Annotated in this window: 17 protein-coding genes and 1 riboswitch; of the genes, 10 read left to right on the forward strand and 7 right to left on the reverse strand. The window is 59.8% G+C overall.

The genetic code is table 11. The features are described 5' to 3' along the window. Window positions 1-22: 22 nt before the first annotated feature. Window positions 23-2,116 carry a TonB-dependent receptor family protein gene (locus OQ460_RS02340; RefSeq protein ID WP_410020318.1) on the reverse strand — a complete coding sequence of 698 codons (2,094 nt, stop codon included), beginning with the start codon at window positions 2,114-2,116 and terminating at the stop codon, window positions 23-25. 311 nt (window positions 2,117-2,427) lie between these two features. On the opposite strand from OQ460_RS02340, the gene OQ460_RS02345 reads away from it, so the two are divergent. From OQ460_RS02345 to OQ460_RS02365, 5 genes are all read left to right on the forward strand, one after another. Continuing rightward, window positions 2,428-4,185, forward strand: coding sequence for a carbamoyltransferase (locus OQ460_RS02345; RefSeq protein ID WP_092246556.1), 1,758 nt, complete (start codon window positions 2,428-2,430; stop codon window positions 4,183-4,185). Beyond that, window positions 4,186-5,082 (forward strand): GNAT family N-acetyltransferase, encoded by an 897-nt coding sequence (locus OQ460_RS02350; protein WP_410020319.1) that lies wholly within the window; start codon window positions 4,186-4,188, stop codon window positions 5,080-5,082. Beyond that, entirely contained in the window at window positions 5,079-6,491 is a 1,413-nt protein-coding gene (locus OQ460_RS02355; RefSeq protein ID WP_410020320.1) for a PIG-L deacetylase family protein, read from the forward strand. Before OQ460_RS02350 ends, OQ460_RS02355 begins: the two co-directional genes overlap by 4 nt. 87 nt (window positions 6,492-6,578) lie before the next feature. Continuing rightward, window positions 6,579-7,727, forward strand: coding sequence for a glycosyltransferase family 4 protein (locus OQ460_RS02360; RefSeq protein ID WP_410020321.1), 1,149 nt, complete (start codon window positions 6,579-6,581; stop codon window positions 7,725-7,727). After that, window positions 7,724-8,605: a glycosyltransferase gene (locus tag OQ460_RS02365; protein WP_410020322.1), complete on the forward strand. Its 882-nt coding sequence runs from the start codon at window positions 7,724-7,726 to the stop codon at window positions 8,603-8,605. Before OQ460_RS02360 ends, OQ460_RS02365 begins: the two co-directional genes overlap by 4 nt. A gap of 62 nt (window positions 8,606-8,667) precedes the next feature. On the opposite strand, the gene OQ460_RS02370 is transcribed toward OQ460_RS02365, so the two are convergent. Continuing rightward, the gene (locus tag OQ460_RS02370; RefSeq protein WP_410020323.1) at window positions 8,668-10,524 is read right to left on the reverse strand and encodes an O-antigen ligase family protein; all 1,857 of its coding nucleotides are present in this window, start codon (window positions 10,522-10,524) and stop codon (window positions 8,668-8,670) included. Window positions 10,525-10,685: 161 nt separating this feature from the next. Here OQ460_RS02370 and msbA point away from each other — a divergent pair, with 161 nt between their 5' ends. After that, a complete protein-coding gene (gene msbA / locus OQ460_RS02375) occupies window positions 10,686-12,491 on the forward strand; it encodes a lipid A export permease/ATP-binding protein MsbA (RefSeq protein ID WP_410020324.1) in 1,806 nt (601 codons plus the stop codon). Window positions 12,492-12,626: 135 nt separating this feature from the next. Beyond that, complete coding sequence (hldE, locus tag OQ460_RS02380; protein ID WP_410020325.1) at window positions 12,627-14,048, forward strand: bifunctional D-glycero-beta-D-manno-heptose-7-phosphate kinase/D-glycero-beta-D-manno-heptose 1-phosphate adenylyltransferase HldE; 1,422 nt, start codon at window positions 12,627-12,629, stop codon at window positions 14,046-14,048. A gap of 49 nt (window positions 14,049-14,097) precedes the next feature. Here the strand turns inward: hldE and OQ460_RS02385 are convergent, their stop codons facing one another. From OQ460_RS02385 to OQ460_RS02395, 3 genes are read right to left on the reverse strand one after another with little or no spacing between them, the layout of a single operon-like run. Beyond that, the gene (locus OQ460_RS02385; RefSeq protein WP_410020326.1) at window positions 14,098-15,069 is read right to left on the reverse strand and encodes a metal ABC transporter ATPase; all 972 of its coding nucleotides are present in this window, start codon (window positions 15,067-15,069) and stop codon (window positions 14,098-14,100) included. Between the two features lie 41 nt (window positions 15,070-15,110). Next, window positions 15,111-15,923, reverse strand: coding sequence for an aldo/keto reductase (locus OQ460_RS02390; protein WP_410020327.1), 813 nt, complete (start codon window positions 15,921-15,923; stop codon window positions 15,111-15,113). Further along, window positions 15,920-17,095, reverse strand: a complete 1,176-nt coding sequence (locus tag OQ460_RS02395) for an NAD(P)/FAD-dependent oxidoreductase (RefSeq protein ID WP_410020328.1) — start codon at window positions 17,093-17,095, stop codon at window positions 15,920-15,922. Before OQ460_RS02395 ends, OQ460_RS02390 begins: the two co-directional genes overlap by 4 nt. 214 nt (window positions 17,096-17,309) lie before the next feature. On the opposite strand from OQ460_RS02395, the gene OQ460_RS02400 reads away from it, so the two are divergent. Then, complete coding sequence (locus tag OQ460_RS02400) at window positions 17,310-18,083, forward strand: hypothetical protein (RefSeq protein WP_410020329.1); 774 nt, start codon at window positions 17,310-17,312, stop codon at window positions 18,081-18,083. A 16-nt stretch (window positions 18,084-18,099) separates the two neighbouring features. Here the strand turns inward: OQ460_RS02400 and OQ460_RS02405 are convergent, their stop codons facing one another. Then, on the reverse strand, window positions 18,100-18,435 hold the full coding sequence (locus tag OQ460_RS02405; protein ID WP_410020330.1) for a DMT family transporter: 336 nt from the start codon (window positions 18,433-18,435) through the stop codon (window positions 18,100-18,102). 100 nt (window positions 18,436-18,535) lie between these two features. Here OQ460_RS02405 and OQ460_RS02410 point away from each other — a divergent pair, with 100 nt between their 5' ends. Both OQ460_RS02410 and waaA read left to right on the forward strand, forming a co-directional pair. After that, complete coding sequence (locus tag OQ460_RS02410; RefSeq protein WP_410020331.1) at window positions 18,536-19,438, forward strand: LysR family transcriptional regulator; 903 nt, start codon at window positions 18,536-18,538, stop codon at window positions 19,436-19,438. Between the two features lie 11 nt (window positions 19,439-19,449). Then, a complete protein-coding gene (waaA, locus tag OQ460_RS02415; protein WP_410020332.1) occupies window positions 19,450-20,727 on the forward strand; it encodes a lipid IV(A) 3-deoxy-D-manno-octulosonic acid transferase in 1,278 nt (425 codons plus the stop codon). A 31-nt stretch (window positions 20,728-20,758) separates the two neighbouring features. Here waaA and OQ460_RS02420 read toward each other — a convergent pair whose 3' ends face one another. After that, window positions 20,759-22,198, reverse strand: coding sequence for a TolC family outer membrane protein (locus OQ460_RS02420; protein ID WP_410020333.1), 1,440 nt, complete (start codon window positions 22,196-22,198; stop codon window positions 20,759-20,761). 194 nt (window positions 22,199-22,392) lie between these two features. Further along, window positions 22,393-22,498: riboswitch (TPP riboswitch) on the forward strand. Window positions 22,499-22,577: the final 79 nt, after the last annotated feature.

Below are 22,577 nucleotides of genomic sequence, written 5' to 3' on the forward strand. Positions count from 1 at the left end.
CGCCTGTAGGGGCAAGGGTAGATCAGAACCGGTATTGAGCCCCCGCCCCCGCATACCACGACCTGCCCGGCGCAGCTTCGTAGTAGCGGCTGTTACCATCCCCGACAATCACCGAGCCGACATACTGGCGATCCAGCAGGTTATCCAGGCGCAGGGTCTGGTGAAAGGTCCAGTGCTCAACCTTCTGTTCAAACCGCGCACGCCAGTTGAATACGCTGTAAGCCGGCGCCGCGCGCTGCTGATTGGTGTCTTCGACATAAACCTTGCTGCGGTACAGGCCTTCGATGGCCGTGCTCACCCAATCCCGGGGCTTCCAGTTCAACTCGGCAAATAGCGTGGTTTGCGGCACGCCAGGCAAATAGTTGCCCTTCTCCACGGTCTTGCCGTTGTTGCTGAAATCACTGTCATAGGTAGCCTGCAACCGAGTGTAGGCGAGGTTGGCGCTCCACTGTTCGCTTAATTGGCTTTCTACGCCCAGCTCAAAACCCCGGCGCAGGGTGCGGCCAGCGTTCTGATAGCTGGTGCGCCCGCCGATGGATTGCGCCACCACCAGCTCGTCCTCGGTGGTGATCTGGAACACGGCTGCGTTGACCCGCGTGCTGCTGTTCACTCGCGCCTTGAGCCCTACTTCATATTGGGTGCTTTGCGAAGGTTTCAGACCAAAGTTGAAACCTTCCGCATTGCCGGGCGTGTAGGCCAGTTCGGCTTGTGTCGGCGTCTCGAAACCTTTGCCGGCGCTGACGTAACCGTGCAGGTCGGAGGTGAAAGCGTACATCACGCTCATCGACGGGGTGTTCTTCTGATAGGTCTTGTTGCCGCTGGAGTCGCCGTTGCTCAAGAACTGATCATCGACATCCAGCTCCATGGTGCTGTGGCGCAGGCCGGCTTGCAGGGTCCAGCGGTCGATGGCCCAGTTGGCCTGGATGTAAGGATCCAGGCTGCGCGCCGTATCGATTTCGTCCCGGCGCAGTTGGCCTTTTACCCCCAGGGTATTTCCGTTGTAGTTCTGGTAACCGTGGCGGCTGTCTTCGCTCTGGTCCAAATCCACTCCGGTGATGATCATCAGTTCGCCGGGCACGCTATCGACCGGTTGCATCCAGCGCACGCCGCCGCCATAGAACTTGCGGTCGAATTGCACCACGCCGCCGCCGCGTTCGTTACTGGCGACGCCTTTTGGGATCGACAGGTACTGGATCACACTTCGCCGCCCGGTATAGGCGTTGACTTGCAATGTGGCATCGCCGAAATAGCGTTCGTAGTTCATTCCCAACTGCTGGTGATCAATGCTCTTGCGGGTGTTGTAGGTCAACGCATTGCTGCTGACCGAACGCGGGTCTGCCTTGTAGGCTTCCCAGGTTTGCCCAAGCGGGTCCTGGGTACCGTTCTGCTCCAGGCTGCTGTAGATCAGCGCCAACTTGCTGTCGTCATCGGGGGTGAAGTTGAGCTTGGCAAACGTCTGGTCGCGGCGGGCACTGCTGTGGTCGCGATAGCCATTGGTATCCATGCGCGAGGCGTCGAGGACAAACCCTGCGCCGTCCACCGCGCCTTCAGCGCTGAGGTGGTTTTTGTTCAGGCCGTCACTGCCAAACAGCGTCTCGGCGCCAATGCGTGGAGGGCCTTCGCCTTCGCGGGAGAACATCTGGATCACGCCGCCGGCATTACTGCCATACAGCGTGGCGGCGGGACCGCGCAGCACTTCGATCCGATCGGCGGTGTCGAGGTTGAAGGTCGCCGCCTGGCCCTGGCCGTCCGGGGTGCTGGCGGGAATGCCGTCGGCAATCAACTTGATGCCGCGCACCCCGAACGCCGAGCGCGCACCGAAGCCGCGGGACGATATCTGCAAGTCCTGGGCGTAATTCTGGCGGTTTTGCACCACCAGCCCCGGCACGCGGGACAGGGCCTCCGACGCGTTGATCCCCAACTGGCCGTCGCTGATTTGCTCGCGGCTGATGCTGTCCACCGAGTAGGGCAGGTCGAAACTTGGGCTGGCGCTGCGCGAGCCGGTGACGACGCTGGGTTCGAGGAGCAGCGTGGCATCTTCGGCCTGGACGGCGCTGCACAAGCCCAGCAAGCCTGGGATCAACAGCGCGAAACGGTTGGGTACAACGTCTTTCATGAGTAGACCAATATCCATGGCGCGCAGCGCGGGCGCGGAAAAAAGGCGCGAGTTTAACGATTCAGCCAGGGTTTGCCGAACACTCTTCCCACAAGTTACCGGCTGCCGGTCTTACCCCATTAATCCTACAAAGGTTTCTCTGGCTGGCGCTATTGTCCTTTCGACCCAGCTTCACTTGCTGCTTGCCGCTAGAGGCTTGCCGGCGCTTTTACGCTATAATCCCGCCCTTTAGCTGTTTCTCGCCCAGGCGAGAGGCACACTTTTTTCAGGCGTGATGCGCCTGCATGCAGACTAAAAGAGGCTAGACCCCAGTGGCATTGACGATTCTTGGCCTGTCCGGCGCCCTTAGCCATGATCCTTCCGCAGCCCTGTATATCGACGGCAAGCTGATCGCGGCCGCCGAAGAAGAGCGCTTCGTACGCGACAAACATGCAAAGAACCGCATGCCTTATGAATCGGCGAAGTTCTGCCTGGAACAAGCCGGTATCAAGCCTTCCGACGTTGATGTGGTGGCGATCCCGTTCGCTCCGATCAGCTTGTTCGGCGAAGCGCGCTGGCACTATGCCAAGCGTTACTGGTACGCCCCGGACCGTGCCCTTGACGCGATCCTGATGGGCAACCGCCGCTACAAGCGCTATCGCAACAAGATCGTCTGGTGCCTGGAGCAACTGGGCTTCGACCCGAAGAAAATCAAGATCGAGCCGGTTGAACACCACCTGGCCCACGCTTCCAGCGCCTATCACTGCTCCGGCTTCCAGGAGAAAACCGCGATCCTGGGGATCGACGGCAAGGGTGAGTACGCCACCACCTTTTTCGGCTACGGTGAAAACGGCAAGATCCACAAGATCAAGGAATTCTACGACCCGGATTCCCTCGGCGGACTGTATGGCGCGATCACCGAGTTCCTCGGTTTCGAGATGCTCGACGGCGAGTTCAAGGTCATGGGCATGGCACCGTATGGCGATGCCAGCAAGTACGATTTCTCGCGCCTGGCCTCGTTTGAAAACGGCGAGTTGGTGATCAACACCGACTACGCCAACGTCATCGGCCTGCGCCGCTATAAAGAGAAGGGCAAGGGTTTCTACTTCTCGCCAAAACTGATCGAATGGCTGGGCCCGAAACGCGAAGGCGATATCGCCGACGAGCCGTACATCCACTACGCGGCCAGCATGCAAGCGCTGTTCGAGAAGCTGGCCCTGCAGATGATCGACCATTACCTGGGCGACATCCTCAAGGACACCGGCAAACTGGCCTTCGCTGGCGGCTGTGCGCTGAACGTCAAGCTGAACCAGAAGATCATTGCCCGTGACGACGTCAAGGAGCTGTTCGTGCAGCCGGCCTCTGGCGATGCCGGTACGGCTGTCGGTGCCGCGGCCTACGTGTCTCACGCCCGAGGCGTACCGGTAGAGAAGATGGAACACGTCTATCTCGGCCCGTCCTACAGCAACGAAGATGTGATTGCCGCCTGCGCCAGGCACGAGAGCAAGCCGAACTGGCGCAAGATCGAGAACATGCCCCAGCGCATCGCCAGGATCATGGTCGACGGTAACCCTGTGGCATGGTTCCAGGGCCGCATGGAGTTTGGCCCGCGTGCGTTGGGCGGCCGTTCGATCATCGGTTGCCCGAGCGCTACCGGCGTGGCTGACCGCATCAACCACCAGATCAAGTTCCGCGAGCGCTGGAGGCCTTTCTGCCCGTCGATGCTCGACACCGTGGCCCCACAGATGATCAAGGTCGATCACCCGGCGCCGTTCATGACCTTCACGTTTGAAGTGGCAGAAGAATGGAAGACCCGCGTACCGGAAGTGGTCCATGAAGATGGCACCTCTCGTGCCCAGGTACTCAAGCGCGAATACAACCCGCGCTACTACGACATGATGAAAGAGCTGGAAGTACTGACCGGCAATGGCGTGTCGTTGAACACTTCGCTCAACCGTCGTGGCGAAGCGATGATCTGCTCGCCTACCGACGCGTTGAATATGTTCTTCGGTTCCGACCTGCAGTACCTGATCATGGAAGACATCCTCGTAGTCAAGGATGGCGTGGACCCTTATGACGCCGTGGTTTAAATGCTGAATCACTTTCAGGGCTGGCGTGAACGGGGCTGGACGGTGGTCGAGCCCCAGGTTTACGCCCAGGCCTGGCAGCGTTTTGGCGGCAGCGTAGCGACGCATCCGCAGATCGTCGAGCGGCTGGCGCATCTGGCGCAGATTCCGGTGCGCTACCTGGGCTGGGAGCAGGATGGCGAGCTCAAAGGCGCAATTGCCACATGGGGGCGTGACCTGGCCCTGTCCAAGGACGTGCTCAAGCGCAAAGGCAAGAAAGGCCTGTTTGACCTCGGCAATGCCGAGATCATTTTGCCGATTGCGGCCGATGCGCAGGTGCCGTTGCGCCATCGCGCTCGTTACCTTTCAGCCTTGAATGAGGGGCGCGTCGCCACTCTCAAACCCCAGGCCGAACAATTGGCCATGGCCCGTACGCCTGAAGAACTGTCGAAGAAGTTTCGCTACAACCAGCGTCGTGAATTACGCCTGCTGGAAGAGGCGGGCGGCGTGGTGCGGGCGGTGAGTGAGTTCACCAGTGTCGAGCTGGCTGCGATCTATTGCGACTTGTTCCAGCGTCGCTGGGGGTTCGCGGCGGCGGGCGCCGAGCGTCTGGCCGAAGTGTTGGAGCTGCTCAAGGAATTCCTTTTCGGTTCGGTGCTGTTTCTCAATGACGCCCCGATTGCCGTGCAACTGGTGTATCAGGTGCAGGCTGCACAGTGGTTCAGCGCCGAATACGTCAACGGTGGCGTAGACCCTGAAACCCGAGCGTTCAGCCCTGGCAGCGTACTGAGCTTTCTCAATACCCAAAGCGCCTGGGAGCAGGCGCGAGCCAGCGCTAAGCCGTTGCGTTTCTCCTTCGGTCGCGCCGACCGCGAATACAAGGAACGCTGGTGCAACCCGGTGCAGGTGTTCTGCACGTGAGCAGCAAGCAGCAGTTGCTCAAGCGCCATCGGCGCAACAAGCGCGTTGCGCTGCTGATCGGGCTGCTGGTGCTGGTCGCGGCGGGTGTGCTGGTGGTCTGGTGGTTGCCGCTGATTCTGGCGGTGGTGCTGTGGGTCGCTCACGAGGCCTGGTTTGCCGACCATCTGTTTTACTCTCCCGGTGACGACTATCAATATGCCTTCCCCGCCGATAACGAGCAGCCGGGCGTACGCCTGGACGCGGGGCGAGTATTGCTGGATACGCCGTTGACGTTGGCGGGCGATGAAACATTGATTCTTGGCATTGAACTCAAAAGTTCGTGGCTCGGGCGTTTCCTCGATCCTGCGGTGCAAGTGCTGGGCTGTGGGACGCCGGACTGGCAAGTCTTCGAGCGGGGTGTGGCGGGCCGGCGCTTTCTCAACCTGACGGGGACGGCCCAAGCGCTGGCCGCTGGCAAGCTGCTGCTGCGCGGGCGTTTTTGCCGAATCAAAGGGCAGCCGACGTTGTGGTTGTTCCGCCAGCCGGATTACCGTCAGCAGCGGGTCATGGTGATTGCGCCCCACGCTGACGATGCCGAGCTGGCTGCCTTCAGCCTGTACAGCCAGGCTGCTGAAAGTTGGGTGGTTACCCTGACTGCCGGAGAGATCGAGGCCGAGCACTATCAACAGATGGGTCTGTCCAGGGGCGAGGCCGCACGTCTCAAGGGGCGTCTGCGAGCCTGGGACAGTGTGGTCGTGCCCCGTTGGGCCGGTGTGCCCGAGTCACGGTGCGTGCAGTTGGGCTACTTTTGCATGCAACTGTCAGCGATGCAGGCCGCACCGCACCAGCCCATCGCCTCCCGCGAAGCGCAACTGGACGATACGCGGCTGTTCCGCCAGTTCAATTCACTGGTGCTGCCGGGCGATGCCAACGGTGCGCCAACCTGGAGCAACCTGATTGCCGATCTAAGAGCCTTGTTGCTCAAGGCACGCCCGCAAGTAGTCGTTTTGCCGACGCCGCTGCTCGATCCGCACCTGGATCACATCTGCGCCCACGCGGCGCTCCTCGAGGCTTTGCAGGACCTGGAGTGGCAGCCGACCACATTGCTCGGCTACGCCAATCACCTGCATGATAACGACCGCTGGCCCATGGGCGATTCAGGCAATGGCGTGGCGCTGCCGCCACGTTTTGATGCGAGCCCTGAACTGGTGCCCTGCAGCTTGCAGCTTTCCTTGAGCCAGCAGCAGGACAAGGCCATGGCCCTGGGCATGATGCATGACCTGCAGCCACGAGCGCCGTTCAAGCGCCGGGTGCGCCGCCTGCTGCAGCAACTGCTGGCCGGTCGCGGTCCATCGCCTTATGGAGAAAATGAATTCTTCCGCAAGGCCGTGCGTCGTCATGAATTGCTATGGGTCCTGAAGCAGGACTGAGACCTTATCCAGGGTAAGTGCCGAGGTGCTTGCCGAACCTTTTTCGCCGGGCTGCGTGCCCGCAGCCCGATTGCAGCATGGAGAATTATGAAGCCTCGTTTCAAGGTTTTGCAGTTACAGCCGGACTACAACGTCAAGAAACACGATTTCGCCGACCTGGGCGAGCAGATCGTCAAGGCGTTGCCGGTTGAACGTTTCGAGGTGACATCCGGGTTCCTCAGCGGGCGCCCGCTGCCTGGCCAGCCCTTGAGCGTGGCCGAGCATTCGCACTATTTCGAGCTGCCGGAAAAGTCCCTCAAAGGCATCCGTTTTGGCGCGATGTGGCAGATCTACAAGTACTGCCGCGAGCAGAAATTCGATGTGGTCATCTGTAACCGCTTCAAGTCGGTGAACATGATGCTGTCCCTCAACCGCTGGTTGAAGATCCCGCTGTGCGTGGGAATCTCCCATGGTTTTGGCGAGTACGCCCGTGGCTATCGCCGACGCCAGACCCGGCGCTGGGTCAGCCCTGCGTGGCGTTTTGTCGGCGTGTCGGAGGCGGTCAAGGACTACCTGGTGGATCTCAACTGCGGGTTCACCCGTGAGAACACCAGCTATGTCACCAACGCGATCGACATCCCGCAGGCCGAAGCCTTGCAGTTGCCACGTGATGAAGCGCGCGAGGCCCTGGGCCTGCCGCTGGATGTGCGGATGATTGGGGCGCTGGGCCGCCTGGTGCCGATCAAGGGCCATACGCATCTACTGCAAGCATTCGCGACCCTCAAAGACAAATACCCCGAAGCTCAGGTGGGCATCATCGGCTCCGGCCGTGCCGAGGCCGATCTGCGTGCCGATATCGAGCGCCTGGGCCTGACTGGTCGCGCGCATTTGCTGGGTTTTCGTGAAGACGGCATGAAGTACGTGCGTGGCTTCGATATCTGGACCATGCCATCGCTATTCGAAGGCCTGGGCCTGGCATTGCTGGAAGGCATGAGTGGGCATTTGCCGGTGATCGCGTCCAACGGCCCGGCCATGTTGCCATTGGTGGAGGGCGCGGGTGGCCTGTCCCATGATCCTGGCAATGTCGAACAACTGGCAGCAGCCCTGGACACCTACCTGGCGATGAGTGACGAGCAATTGCGGGCCAAGGGCGAGCAAGTGTTCCGCTATCTGGAAGAAAACCACACCCTGGACGAGTTCCGGAAAAAGTATCTGGACCTGATCGAAACCGGTCTGCGTGAAGTAGGTAGAGCATGAACCAGCCACAACCTTTGGTCACGGTGATTATCGCGTCCTATAACCACGGTGCGTATATCGAGCAGAGCATCCTCAGTGTGCTTGAACAGACGTATCCGAATATTGAGCTGCTGGTGGTCGATGACGGCTCCAAAGACGACAGCGTCGAGCGCATCCAGCGTCTGCAGGCCGAGCACGGTTTTGATTTCCGGGTGCAACAGAACCAGGGCCTGACCAATACCCTGAACGGCGCTATCGCCCGGGCCAAAGGCAGTTTGATCGCGCCCTTCGGTTCTGACGACATCATGCTGCCAGAGCGCATTGCCACCCAGGTTGCCTACATGGAAGGCAAGCCCAAGGTCGGCATCTGCGCCGGTAACATCGAGCTGATCGATGGTGATGGCCAGCCTTATCCGGAAAAGAAACAGCGGCGCGACCTTCCGTTCCGCAGTCTGGATTTCGATGATCTGTTCCTCGACCGCAAACCGTTTCCGCCGGCACCGACCCTGATGATTCGCCGTGAGGCGCTGGAAGAGGTCGGTGGTTTCGACCCGCTGATTCCCCTCGAAGACCTGCTGATCGAGCTGAAGATCACCCACGCCGGCTACACCATCGACGTGCTGAATGTGGTGATGGCCCGCTATCGCCAGCATGCAACTAATACGTACAAGAACCATCGCTACATGATCCAGAACATCCTCAAGAGTTATGGGCTGTTCAGTGATCATCCGTCCTATGACGCGGTGCGCTACAACTTCCTGAACTCGATGTTTCTCAAGACTGCCGATCGTGACCGACCGCTGGCGCGGGAGATCCTCAAGCAGATTCCATTGAAGTTCTGGGGGCGCAAGACCTTGCGCGGGTTGCTTCGCTTGTACCTGATGCCGCTGCGAAGCTGAGCCTACAGGCTGAAGATGTATTAAAAAAGGCGACTGTCACGTGGTGACAGTCGCCTTTTTTATCAGGCCGTCGGCCGTGAGAAGGTCAGCACCTGCTCACGGATCTTCGCTGTGGCGCGTGGGCTGGCTACAGACGCGTAGCCCTTTGCCAGGTGTTCGAAGTGGGATTCGAACAACCAATTGCGGTCCTGCGGATAGCGTTGCATGTGCCGCAGGTTGCGCTGGCGCAGGGTATTGCTCAGGGCTGACGGCAGGATGCGCATGTCGGCCAGGTCAATCAGGCCGAACTCACCATCGTCCATCAACAACACGTTGCCCAGGTGCAGGGAACGGAAGTACACGCCCCGCTCATGCAACTGTGCCATGAAGCGCCCGAAACGTTCGATCAGCGCTTCGCGCAGGCTGCTGTCCAGGCTTTGCAGGGCCTGACGCAAGGTCAGTCCGGGCAGAGGCTGGTAAGTGACCGCGCTGCTGCCGTCCTTCAGACGATAGAGGTTGAGGATCTCGGGGGAGGGGACCCCCAGCGTGCGCAAGCGCTCGCTATTGCTGGCGAAACGTTCGGAGTACGGGTTGAAGCTGCCGGAGGTATACCAGCGCCGTGTGCGGAAAATCTTCAGGAAGCTGCCGTCTTCCAGGCGCAGGACCTTGGGCCCCAGGCCATCGGCTTCAATCACATGGGCGTTGCGGCACAACTGCTCAAAGGCCTGGGGCTTGATCGATTGCACCGGCATGCGCAACAGGCTGCGACGGCGCAGGGCGAAGCTCAGGCCGGCGATCAGCGCCAGGGGAATCCATAGCAGGAACCAGTGTTCCTTGGGCCGCGAAAGAATGCCGCCGCCCTCGGTCAGGCCGGCGCCGATGCCGTAGACCAGCAGGCTCGATGCGAGGATGAACAGCGGCTGGGCGCGCAGGGTGAAGCTTTTATACAGGGCCCAGCCGAGCATGAAGATCCATGGGATAAAGCCGATGATGCCGACGTAATAGAGCACGCCAAGCGCGAAACTGTGAGGTTCGCGCAGTTGTTTGCCACCCTCGAGGGTCAGGTACAGCTTGGAGTCATAGCTGTGGCCAATCCATGGGTGGTCGGCGATCCGTTGCAGTGACATGCCCCATAACTCGAAACGGAAAGACGAGCCGCGCTGGGTGATTTGTTCGGGGAAGAGCAGCGCGATGCCCACGGCACCCAACACCAGCCCTGCGATCATCAGGGCCGAGCGATGATTGCGCGCGGTGAAACTGAGCCAGAGTATGGCCAGCACCAGTGCTACCAGAGGTGTCCTGGAACCGGTGGCCAGCACTGCGGCAAGCATGATTGCCAGGGCCGGTGCGGCGAACCAGAGCACCTGCAAGCGTTTGCTGGTGGCACATATGTACAGCCAGTAGACACAGAAAAAGCCAAACAGGTGGGAGCTGAGCAGCGGGTTATCCAAAGCGCCGTGACCACCGATCATGCGCATGCCAGGCTTGAAGCCCTGCACGAACGCCACCAGGTTGATGGTGCTGATGACCAGTGCGATCACCGCTGCACTGAAGAAAATCGGCTTGAACAGCTCATTGCGGTAATGCAACAGCAAGCCGCATCCGGCAAACAGCATGAATGTGTGCAATGGGCGTTTGAACAGGTCGGTGTCCGGATGGTGTTCCGGGCTCCAGAGCAGGCTGATCAGTGCCCACGCGGAAAAAACAGCGAAGGCGATTGCCAGGGGCTCACGCAGAATCTGCTTGAGCTCGGTCGGACGCAGGCACAGCAGGATCAGGGTGGGGGCGCTGAACAGCCCATAATAGAACTTGTGCAGGATATTACGATTGCTGACAAAGAACAGGGCGCTCAAAAGGAGCAACAAGCCGATAGGCAAAATCCACAGGCACAGGAAGTCAAATACTCGATTCGATCCATAGGTGAGGCGCTTGGAGTGCATACAGAAAAGCCATTCCAGAATAAGAGAAAGCCGACCATCTTAAAGTAGTGGCTAAGTAGTGTCGTTCGTCGGGGCCACACGGGCCGCAGCGGATGCCGGGTGCAAGTACAACAGAGAAGCTGTGCTAAAGTCAGCCTCCTTTTTCAAAACCGCCGCGTGATATGACCGACTCCAGTCCGAGCGCAAGCCCTTCGAGCTTGAAAATATACTTCCGTCTGCTCAGCTACGTTAAGCCTTATGCCGGCTTGTTCGCACTGAGTATCCTCGGCTTTCTGATTTTTGCCTCGACCCAGCCGATGCTGGGGTACATCCTCAAGTACTTTGTCGACGGCCTGTCCAATCCTGAGGCGGTATTGTTTCCTACCGTGCCGGTGCTGCGTGACCTGCAACTGCTGCAGGCCGTGCCGCTGCTGATCATTCTGATCGCAGCTTGGCAGGGACTGGGCTCTTTCCTCGGTAATTACCTGCTGGCCAAGGTTTCCCTGGGTCTGGTTCACGACCTGCGGGTGCAGTTGTTCAACAACCTGCTGACCTTGCCCAACCGTTATTTCGACAATCACAACTCCGGGCACCTGATCTCGCGCATTACCTTCAACGTGACCATGGTCACGGGGGCGGCGACCGATGCAATCAAGGTAGTGATTCGCGAAGGCATGACCGTGATCTTCCTGTTTGCCTCGCTGCTGTACATGAACTGGCGCCTGACGTTGGTGATGATTGCAATCCTGCCGCTGATTGCGGTGATGGTCAGCACGGCGAGCAAGAAATTTCGCAAGCAGAGCAAGAAAATCCAGGTAGCCATGGGCGATGTCACCCACGTAGCTTCGGAAACCATCCAGGGCTACCGCGTGGTGCGCAGCTTTGGTGGCGAGGTCTACGAACAGAAGCGCTTCCTCAAGGCCAGCCTGAGCAACACCAACAAGCAATTGCGCATGACCCGCACCGGGGCAATCTATACGCCGGCCCTGCAATTGGTGATCTACAGCGCCATGGCCGTGCTGATGTTCCTCGTACTTTATCTGCGCGGCGACGCTTCTGCCGGTGACATGGTGGCCTACATCACGTTGGCAGGCCTGTTGCCCAAGCCGATCCGCCAGTTGTCGGAAGTCAGCTCGACCATCCAGAAGGGCGTGGCCGGTGCCGAGAGCATTTTTGAGCAGTTGGATGAAGAGGTCGAAGTCGATCGCGGCACCATCGAGCGTGACGCAGTCAGCGGCCGTCTTGAAGTACGCAACCTGAACTTCACGTATCCGGGCACCGAGCGCCATGTCCTCAAGGACATCAGCTTTGTCGCCGAGCCTGGGCAGATGGTGGCCCTGGTCGGGCGCTCGGGCAGCGGCAAGTCGACCCTGGCGGGGCTGATCCCGCGGTTCTACCACCATGAAAGTGGCGAGATCCTGCTCGATGGTGTCGAGATTGAAGACTACCGCCTGCTGAACCTGCGCAAGCACATTGCCCAGGTAACTCAGCACGTGACGCTGTTCAGCGACACCGTGACCAACAACATTGCCTACGGCGACCTGGCCGGTGCGCCGCGTGAAGCGGTCGAAGCAGCTGCGGCTGACGCTTATGCCAAGGACTTCATCGAACAGTTGCCCAAGGGCTTTGATACTCCGGTGGGCGAAAACGGCGTGCTGCTCTCCGGTGGTCAGCGCCAGCGCCTGGCGATTGCCCGGGCCTTGCTCAAGAATGCACCGTTGCTGATTCTGGACGAGGCCACTTCGGCTCTCGACACCGAGTCCGAGCGCCATATCCAGGCCGCCCTGGACAAGGTCATGCAAGGGCGCACGACCCTGGTAATTGCCCACCGCCTATCGACCATTGAAAAGGCCGACCTGATCCTGGTGATGGACGATGGCCGGATTGTCGAGCGCGGCACCCACGGTGAACTGCTGGCCCAGAACGGCTACTACGCCCGCCTGCATGCCATGGGCCTGGATGCGCCGGTCTCGGCAGATATCACCTGACCCTCCTGGTGGGCCGGGCTTGCCCGGTCCCACCTCTGTCGTTCGCTCTGAAACATCTTCTGCTACACCCCGACAAGCCTTTGACAACCCTGTGCTAATATCGCGCCCCTGTTCATTTTGTATGTGGGTTGCTCCATGAAGTTGTCCATGCCGCGATTCGATCAAGCCCCTGTCTTGGTGGTCGGCGATGTCATGCTCGACCGTTACTGGCATGGCGGTACCTCACGGATTTCCCCTGAGGCACCGGTACCGGTAGTCAAGGTCGAGCAAATCGAAGACCGCCCAGGCGGCGCTGCCAACGTTGCGCTCAATATTGCCGCCCTCGGCGCCCCGGCCTCCCTGATCGGGGTGACCGGTGACGATGAAGCCGCCGACAGTCTGTCCAACAGCCTGCAGGGTGCTGGGGTGCGTGCTGTGTTCCAGCGCATTGCCCATCAGCCGACCATCGTCAAGCTGCGGGTCATGAGTCGTCACCAGCAATTGCTGCGTATCGACTTTGAAGAACCCTTTGCCACGGACGCCCTGGCCCTCGGCGCTCAGGTCGATGAGTTGCTGGAAGGTATCAAGGTGCTGGTTCTGTCCGACTACGGCAAAGGCGCACTGAAGAATCACCAAATGCTGATCCAGGCCGCCAGGGCCCGTGGCATTCCGGTGCTGGCCGACCCCAAGGGCAAGGACTTCTCGATTTATCGAGGCGCAAGCCTGATCACACCCAATCTCAGTGAGTTCGAAGCCATTGTCGGCGGCTGTACCGATGAGCATGACCTGGTGACCAAGGGCGCGAGCCTCATGGCAGACCTTGATCTGGGTGCTTTGCTGGTGACCCGTGGCGAACACGGGATGACCCTGTTGCGTCCTGATCATCCGGCCATGCACTTGCCGGCTCGGGCGCGTGAAGTGTTCGACGTCACCGGTGCCGGCGATACGGTGATTTCCACTCTTGCGGCTGCCATTGCGGCTGGCGAGGAGTTGCCCCACGCTGTGGCCCTGGCCAATCTGGCCGCGGGCATCGTGGTTGGCAAGCTGGGTACGGCCGCCATCAGTGCGCCTGAACTGCGCCGGGCGATCCAGCGCGAAGAGGGATCGGAACGTGGCGTGTTGAGTCTTGAGCAGCTGCTGCTGGCAATTGATGATGCCCGTGCGCATAACGAGAGCATTGTCTTCACCAATGGCTGCTTCGATATCCTTCATGCAGGTCACGTGACCTATCTCGAGCAGGCACGGGCCCAAGGCGATCGCTTGATCGTTGCCGTCAACGATGATGCTTCGGTCAGCCGTTTGAAGGGGCCGGGTCGCCCGATCAACAGTGTCGACCGGCGCATGGCGGTGCTGGCAGGTCTGGGTGCAGTGGACTGGGTAATCAGCTTCTCTGAAGCGACCCCCGAAAACCTGCTGGCCCAGGTCAGGCCGGACGTGCTGGTCAAGGGCGGAGATTACTCGGTCGACCAGGTCGTCGGCGGTGACATCGTCAGCGCCTATGGCGGCACGGTCAAAGTGCTGGGGCTGGTGGAAAACAGCTCAACCACGGCCATTGTGGAAAAAATCCGCAACCGCTGATGCCTGTGTGGGGGGCGGGCTTGCTCGCTCCCACATTGGGTTGCTGCATTTACTGACGCTTTGCTTTCTTCTTCGGCACCATCTTGCGCAAGATCTGCTGCGCCTTGCCGGTCAGTCGTTTCAGCTTCGATTCTTTTTCCGGCGTACTCAAGCCCTGCTGCCTGAGCCAGTCCTTCCACCTGATCCGCTCATCACGCACTAGCCAGCCTTCCTGCTGGGCGAAACTCTCGGCCAGGTAAAGTCCTCGCATGCTGGCCGCCACCAGTTGGTCTTTCTTCAGCGTATACAGCTCGGCACAAGGCTGGCCGTCTTTGAGCGGCATCAGGTACAGGTCCGGGCGCTGACGGTCCAGGCGCGCCACCAGTTGATCGCCTTCCAGGCGTTCATCGACATGAAACAGGCTCAGGGACTTGGCTTCTTTCGGCACTTCAAGACGCAGGTCATAAATCAACTGCAGCGATGCCGTTGGCAGGTGCACGTAGGCCTGTGGGCGTTCGATCAGCTGCATATTGGCGCAGCGTACCGGGCGCGCCGCGCCGGACAGGGGCGAGAGGCGAAACGGCAAGGCCTCGCGGTAATGCAGGGCGGCGGAGTAGGGCGCAGGTAGCCAGGTGTCGTTGAAGCGGCCGCCAAGCCAGCCTTCCGGGGTTTCCAGCAGGCATTCCTCGGCGATTTCCTGGATAGCGGTGTGCAGTGGCAGGTTCAACTCATGGGCCGGCACGTACCCGGAAATCAGCTTGAGGACCACATCGCCGCGATCCTGCCGGCGCTGACGCACCAGCACCCAATAGTCGCGATTCTGCCAATGCAGGGTAAGGCGCACTGACACCCCCAGGTTGGCCAGCTCCAGGGAGAAACGCTCTGGGTCCGCCACCTCGACCGGCTTGCGTCGTTGCAGGGTCTGGACGAAATTGAGCGGCATGCCCACGCTTTGGTAGCTCAGGCCCTCGGGGGTGGCTTCGACGTACAGCGGCAGTGTCTTGAAGTTGCTGGGGTTTTTTCTGATAAGCGTTCGCGGCATGTCGGCTCCTTCTTGCGTCGGGGTCGGCCGCGTCGGCGGCATCAGGATTGGCGAATGACCTTGGCAGCGGTGGCCACGTTATGGGCCAGGTGCAGCGGATTGATGGTCCCGACAATAGCACTGGCGACGCCGGTTTGCGCAAACAACAGCATGAAACTGGCGTGAATTGGATCCACTCCGGGGTCCAGGCAAACGTGGCCGCTGGCCAAGGCTTTTTTCACCAGGATGCCTTTGCCATGAGTCGCGGCATAATCAATGACGATTCTCTCTGCCTGTTCGTTCAGATTATAAGTGACCATCGCACAATCGCCCTGTTCCAGGGCCTTCACTCCGCCCTCGACAGTCTTGCCGGAGAAGCCATAGCCGCGAATCTTGCCCTCGCGCTTGAGCTCTGCCAGGGTCTGGTAGACCTCGCAGTCATTGAGGATGTGCAGGTCATTGCCGTCGGAATGCACCAGTACCAGATCAATAAAGTCCGTTTCCAGCCGTTTCAGGCTGCGTTCAATCGACATCCGGGTATGAGCGGCGCTGAAATCATGCCGGGACACGCCGTCGACGAATTCCTCACCGACTTTGCTCACGATTACCCAGTCCTTGCGCTGGCCGCGCAGCAGCGGCCCGAGGCGCTCTTCGCTGCGGCCATAGGCCGGAGCTGTATCGATCAGGTTGATGCCCAACTGACGCGCCTGGCGCAGCAACATCCGCGCTTCGTCGTCATCCGGTATCTGGAAGCCGCTGGGGTATTTCACGCCCTGGTCGCGTCCCAGTTTGACGGTGCCCAGGCCCAGCGGTGAAACCAGCAGGCCGGTGCTGCCCAGCGGGCGGTGAAGGTCATGCAGGGTTGGCAGGCTCATGGCAGCAATTGGTCCCATGCAGGTTGGGCGATTGTCGGTCGCGGCAGTTCCGGTAGCGGCTCGGTGCTCTCGGGCTTGATGCCGTCACGCTCCAGGCTGGCAATCACCCGGTCAGCAAAATCCGGTGCCAATGCCAGTTTGGTCGGCCAACCTACCAGCAGCCGGCCGTGCTCGGCGATAAAGGCATTGTCCGGGCGGGTCAGCCCCGATTGCAGGGGTTCGGCACGTTCCACGCGCAAGGTGGCCCATTGGGTCTGGCTCATGTCGATCCAGGGTAGTAACTGGGCGATTTCCTTTTTCGCGGTGGCAATCTGTTCGTCCGGCATACGGGCGACGCCTTCGGCCTCGGCGATATCTCCTCCCATGTACCAGACCCAATTGCCGTCGGCGGCCGGGTGAGTGGTAACAGTGATCCGCGGTTTGGTGCCGCCACCCAGGCAGTGAGCGTACAAGGGTTTCAGGCCGGGACCCTTGGCAATGATCATGTGCAGCGGGCGCTTTTGCATGGCCGGCTGGCTCAGGCCCAGGGTCGTCAGCACATCAGCGGTACCGCCGCCAGCGCTCAGTACGATGCGCTGGGCGCGGATCTGGCGACCATCGACCTTCAGGCCCACCAGATCGTCACCTTCCAGCAAGGGTTCTATCTGTTGCCCGGCAAGCAGCCCGTCGCCGGCCAGTTGCGCCAGGCGTGCGATCACGCTTGGCACGTCGACCACCAGCTCGGCCAGGCGATAGACTTTGCCCTTGAAGCGGCGATCCTGCAGGGCCTCAGGTAACTCATCGCCCTTGACCTGGTCGACCCGGCCGCGCACTGCCTTGCTGGCGAAGAAACTGGTGAGATTGCCGGCCAGGGTGCCCGGCGACCAAAGATAGTGGGCCTGGGACAGCAGGCGCACGCCCGACAGATCCAGCTCGCCATTACCTGCCAGGGCTTCGCGCCAGCGGCGTGGCATGTCGGCTATGGCTTCGGAGGCGCCGGTCAGCGCGCCGTGCAAGGCATATTTCGCACCGCCGTGAATGATCCCCTGGGATTTCACGCTTTGCCCGCCGCCGAGGGTGGCATTTTCCACCACAATCGTGGAAAACCCCTGGCTGCGCAGGCGCGCATTGAGCCAGAGGCCGGCAACCCCGGCGCCGACAATCAGGACGTCGGTGGAAATAACGGATGGCATGGGGCGACCTCAGTGTTTTGAACAGGAACGCAGTATACAGGCTTCAATCGGTAACGAGATAAGTCCGGTCCTACTGCCTGGAAAGCAAAAAAGGTGTGTTGCGGTTGAGTAAGTTATATCGCTGGTGTAGGAGGTATCTGTTTTTTTTATTGGCCAGGAGGGAGACCTCAAAGTAGATATTCTGAATACGCCATATAGAAAACAGGAGAAGGAAATGGAGCGTGTAACAACAGCAGATAAAATAAACCATGCACAGACTTCTGGGTGTTTTGAGCCTCAAGCTCCGACCTCAAAAGTTGGTCTGTACCTTTTGCAGGCCTCCAATAGTCATTCTGCAGTTCTCAGGAAGGGCGTGGCTTTCTTGCTGGATCATCAGCCAAGGTTGTATGACAAACATGTACTGAGCAGTGCTGCACGTTCTGTAAAGATGACCCTGGAGAAGTATCCCAAGACCCTTGTGCACGCAGACTACTCTGCGATGGGAAGTGGAAGAGACAGCATTGGGAAAGTGATCATCGAGAAAGACTCGCAAGTACTCGAAAAGGTTAATGCCTCAGTTCATGCGTTTGCAAACATAGTGTTGAAACGAGCAAGTCCGGAAATACTTTCGCCCTCTGCTTCTTTGAAACAACTGAGTGTAAATAAACTAACTCATGCTCAGGCCGTCGATGCCAAGCAGTTTGCGATGGAACCCTCTATAGGTCATGCAGTTGATCGACGGCTCTTGGCGCATGAGTTCATAGATTTTGCCAATGCTATCAAGGCGCACGGTGATGACGCATTCTCGGCATTAGTCGCTGCGGCAGAGGGAAAAACCAATGGACTGAGTGCTGCGCATGCATTGAGTTTTCTTGATGCTATGACAGCAGAATCCTGGCGCAAAGGGGGAAGTATCGAGGGTGTGTACAACGCACGTCTTCCGATCCACCCCGATTCATTTAGTCGTTTGGCGGACGCGATACGTGCTCGTTCGCCGATCGTCAAGTAAAACAACCGTGTGGTGATCAGTGCCCGGCGGTTTTCGAAAACACCTGAATCACCACCACCCCGAGCACAATCAATCCCATCCCCAGCATGGCTGGTACATCGAGCTTTTGCCCATAGATAAACAGCGCGGCGATGCTGACCATGACGATACCCATCCCGGCCCATACCGCATAAGCCACGCCCACCGGTACGGTGCGCACTACCAGGGTCAGCATCCAGAAGGCCACGCCATAGCCGACAATGACCAGCAGCAATGGAATGGGCGTGCTCCAGCCCTTGATCGCCTTCATGGAAACGGTAGCGATCACTTCCGAGCAGATGGCAATGGCCAGGTAATAGTAGGCGGCATTCATGGGTAAATCCTCGGTGTGTCGTACAGATGAGCTCGGCATTCTAGTGGCTTTGCAGATGCGGTAAAGTCATTACCTATCATAATTAAAGATGGGTTGAGCCATGAGCGTGCAGTGGAACCTGGATCAGATGCGCTTGTTTGTCAGCGTCGCCGAGCAGCGTTCGTTTTCCGCGGTAGCCCGGGACCAGCGCAAGGCGCAATCGGCGGTCAGCAATGGCATTGCGTTGTTGGAGGCGGATCTGGGCATCAGCCTTTTCGAGCGTAGCAGTGGGCGTCAGCCCCGCCTGACCGAAGCAGGCGCTGTGCTGCTGGAAGAGGCCCGGGAGGTGCTGCGTCAGTGCGAGCGCCTCAATGGGCGGGCCACGTCATTGATGCGCGGCGAAGAAGCGTGCCTGCGCCTGGCTCAGGACGAAGCGATGCTGTATCAGCCAGTGCTCGACAGCTTGGAGGCGTTGGCCGGGAAATTCCCGAATCTGGAGGTGCAACTGTCCAGTACGGCCCAGGGTGATGTCGCGCGCAAGCTGGTGGAGCGCAAGGCCGACCTGGGTCTGTTGTTCTACCATGACCAGATTCCCGAGGCGCTGGAGCGGCGCGTGGTGGGGAGCGTGGAAATGGTCACGGTGTGCGGTGTCGGGCATCCAATGGCCAAGCAGGCATTCGTCGACTGTCAGCGTCTGGCGCAGTTTCGCCAGTTATTGATGTCGACCCAGAGTAGCGTCTACCCCGGCAGTGAGGCCGCCAGCCCGCAGGTGTGGCGCGCCGACAGTTTCTACGTGCTGGCCGAGTGGCTGGCCCGGGGCCTGGGTTGGGCGTGGTTGCCACGGCACGTGGTGCAGTACCCGACCTATCAAGGGCAGATGGTCGAACTGAAAAGCGAATGGACCCCGCCGGCATTGGTGGTGGAGTTGGTCTGGCGGCGTGACGAACCATTGCGCCCGGCTGCGCGCTTTCTTGCTGAACGTTTTACCGAGTGCTTGCAGGCGATCGACCGAAAAAGCCGATAAACTCCGCCGCCATGAATAGAACTCTCTACAGCTGTCTGTTTTACCTGGCGCTGCCGTTGGTGGCTTTACGTCTCTGGCTGCGGGCGCGCAAGGCGCCGGCGTATGCCAGGCGCGTTAGCGAGCGCTTTTCCTATGGCTTGCCGGCGATGCAACCGGGCGGGATCTGGGTGCATGCGGTGTCGGTGGGCGAAAGCATCGCCGCCGCGCCGATGATTCGTGGCCTGCTGCAACGTTATCCACAGGTGCCGATAACCGTCACCTGCATGACGCCCACCGGTTCCGAGCGGATCCAGGCGTTGTTTGCCGACGAGCCGCGCATCCAGCACTGTTACCTGCCGTATGACTTGCCTTGCGCGGCAAAACGTTTTCTGGATCAGGTCCGGCCCACGTTGGCGGTGATCATGGAAACCGAGCTGTGGCCCAACCATATTCATCAATGCGCCAAGCGCGGGATTCCCGTGGCACTGGCTAATGCGCGGCTGTCGGCGCGGTCAGCCAAGGGCTACGCACGTTTTGCCAGGCTGACTGCGCCGATGCTCGCAGAAATGAGCCTGTTTGCGGTACAGACCGAAACCGAAGCCGAACGTTTTCGTAACCTGGGTGCCCGTCCGGAAACGGTCGAGGTAACCGGTTCTATCAAGTTTGACCTGAGCGTCGACCCGCAACTACTGGAGTGCGCTGGCGCCTTGCGCCAACAGTGGCAAGCCTGCGAACGCCCGGTCTGGATCGCCGCCAGTACTCACGAAGGCGAAGATGAAGTGGTACTCGCCGCTCACCGCCAGTTGCTCGGCAGCTACCCCGACGCCCTGCTGATTCTGGTACCGCGTCATCCAGAGCGTTTCAACAGCGTATTTGAATTGTGCCGGCAACAAGGCTTTGCCACGGTGCGTCGTTCCAGCGTTGAACCAGTCACGGCCGGCACTACGGTGCTGTTGGGCGACACCATGGGTGAGTTGCTGTTTCTGTATGCCTTGGCCGATAGTGCGTTTGTCGGAGGCAGCCTGGTCCCCAATGGCGGGCATAACTTGCTGGAGCCGGCGGCGCTGGCCAAGCCGGTAATCAGTGGTCCGCACCTGTTCAACTTCCTCGAAATCGCCGCGATGATGCGCGAAGCCGGGGCGTTGCGAGAAGTGGACGACGCCGAGGGCCTGGCTGAGGCCGTGCGTCAGTTGTTCGAGTTGCCACAGGATGCACGGAGAATGGCGCAGGCGGGCCTCAACGTGATGCAGGCCAACCAGGGCGCGTTGAAGCGCTTGCTGGATGGCCTGGACAAACTACTTAACCACTGAGCAATACAAATCAAATGTGGGCGCGGTGGGCTTAATAACTCGGGCGAGCCTTGAGCTGTTCGGCTGCGGCCTTGGCCAGGTCCGGTGGCAGGAAGTCCTTATCGGCGTTGTAGTCGGCCTTGAGGTACCGCGACAGGTCCTGCAAGTCTCCAGGATTCAACGTTCCTGCTGCCTGCTTCAAGCGCAGGTTGTCGAGGATGTAGTCGTAGCGGCTGTTGTTGTAGTTGCGTACAGATGAGTAGAGCTGACGCTGGGAGTCGAGCACATCGACGATATTGCGCGTCCCCACCTGATAGCCGATCTCGGTAGCCTCCACCGCACTCTGGTTGGAGATGATCGACTGGCGGCGTGCCTGTACCTGCTCCACATCCGTATTTACCGCACGGTGCAGGTTGCGGGTGTTTTCCACTACCTGGCGGCGCAGGCCTTCGCGTTGTTGTTCGGTCTGGCCCAGGCGCGAATAGGATTCGCGCACTTGCGAGCTGGTGAGCCCGCCGCTGTACAGCGGGATATTCAGGCGCAGGCCGATGGTGCGTTGCTCGACATCGCCACGATAAGGCTGGCCAAAGGCGTTCGGATTGCTGAAACCCAGGGCGTCGTTATCGCCTTTCTCGTACTGCGCCACCGCATCCAGGGTCGGCGCGTGGCCGGCCTTGCGCTGCTTGAGGGTTTCTTCGGCGGCAGTGACTGCGTAATTGCTGGCCAGCAGGTTCAGGTTCTGTCGGCCAGCCGTTTCGACCCAGGCCTTGGCGTCATTCGGTGCAGGAGGCAATACCGGCAGGGTATGGACGATGCCCTGGATCGAATTGTACTGACGGTTGGTCAAGGTGATCAGGGCCTCAAAAGCGTCGTCGACCTGGCGCTGGGCCAGAATCCGGTTGGCTCTTGCGGTGTCGTAGCTGGCCTGTGATTGCAGCACATCAGTCTTGTCCGAGAGGCCCACATCGAAACGCTCGTTGGATTGATCCAATTGGCGTTTGAAGGCTGCTTCTTCGGCTTTGGTGGACGCCAGGTTGTCCTGTGCCCGCAGCACGGCGAAATAGCTTTCGGCGCTCTGCAGGATCAGCTCTTGTTCGGTGGCCGAAAGTTGTAGTGCGGCTTGTTCGTTGACGGCTTCAGCGGCTTGCAACTGGAACCAGCGGTCGGCGCGGAACAGCGGTTGGCTCAGGGTCGCGCGCCAGGTGTGGGCATCGCGGTTTGCAGTGGCCGCCGGCTGGTCGATCTGGGTACGCACGTTGTTGATGTCGGCACCCGCCGAGAGGTTGGGCAGCAAGCCGGCGCGGGCCTGGGGGACCACTTCTTTCTGTGCGCCGTATTGAGCGCGGGCGGCTGCCAGATCGGCGTTGTTATCCACCGCTTCCTGATAGACGCTGACCAGGTCGGTCTTGGTCGATAAGGGCGCTTCAGCTGCCCAGACCATTCCATTGGTCGCACAAGACACGGCAAGGGCCAGTGAGAGTTTGCGCAGCATGAGGCGATCCCTAGGTAATATTACGGCTATAATTTGCGCTCAAGGCTACGACGCACATTGCGCAGCGTCAAGGCGTTGAAGCAGTAGCCGAGTGTAGTGGCCGTATCGCGGCACAACAATCGTACATTTATGCCATTCATCAAGCTGAATGCTCCGCCATTGGCAATTTGCCTGCTCCATGGTCTAGACTGGCGCCGTTCTTGTCGGGGTGCCTTGCTATGAGGCTGAGATCGGTAAATACCGGATCCCGTTGAACCTGATCAGGTTAGCGCCTGCGTAGGGAACAAGATTTCTCGTCACCCGGCGAGTCCTCTTGTGCTTCGTCCGGGATGTTGTTCGACAATCGAACAGCCCTCGTGCGCCAAGCACAGCACTTATC

It is taken from the genome of Pseudomonas imrae, assembly GCF_046352735.2.
Taxonomy (GTDB): Bacteria; Pseudomonadota; Gammaproteobacteria; order Pseudomonadales; family Pseudomonadaceae; genus Aquipseudomonas; species Aquipseudomonas imrae.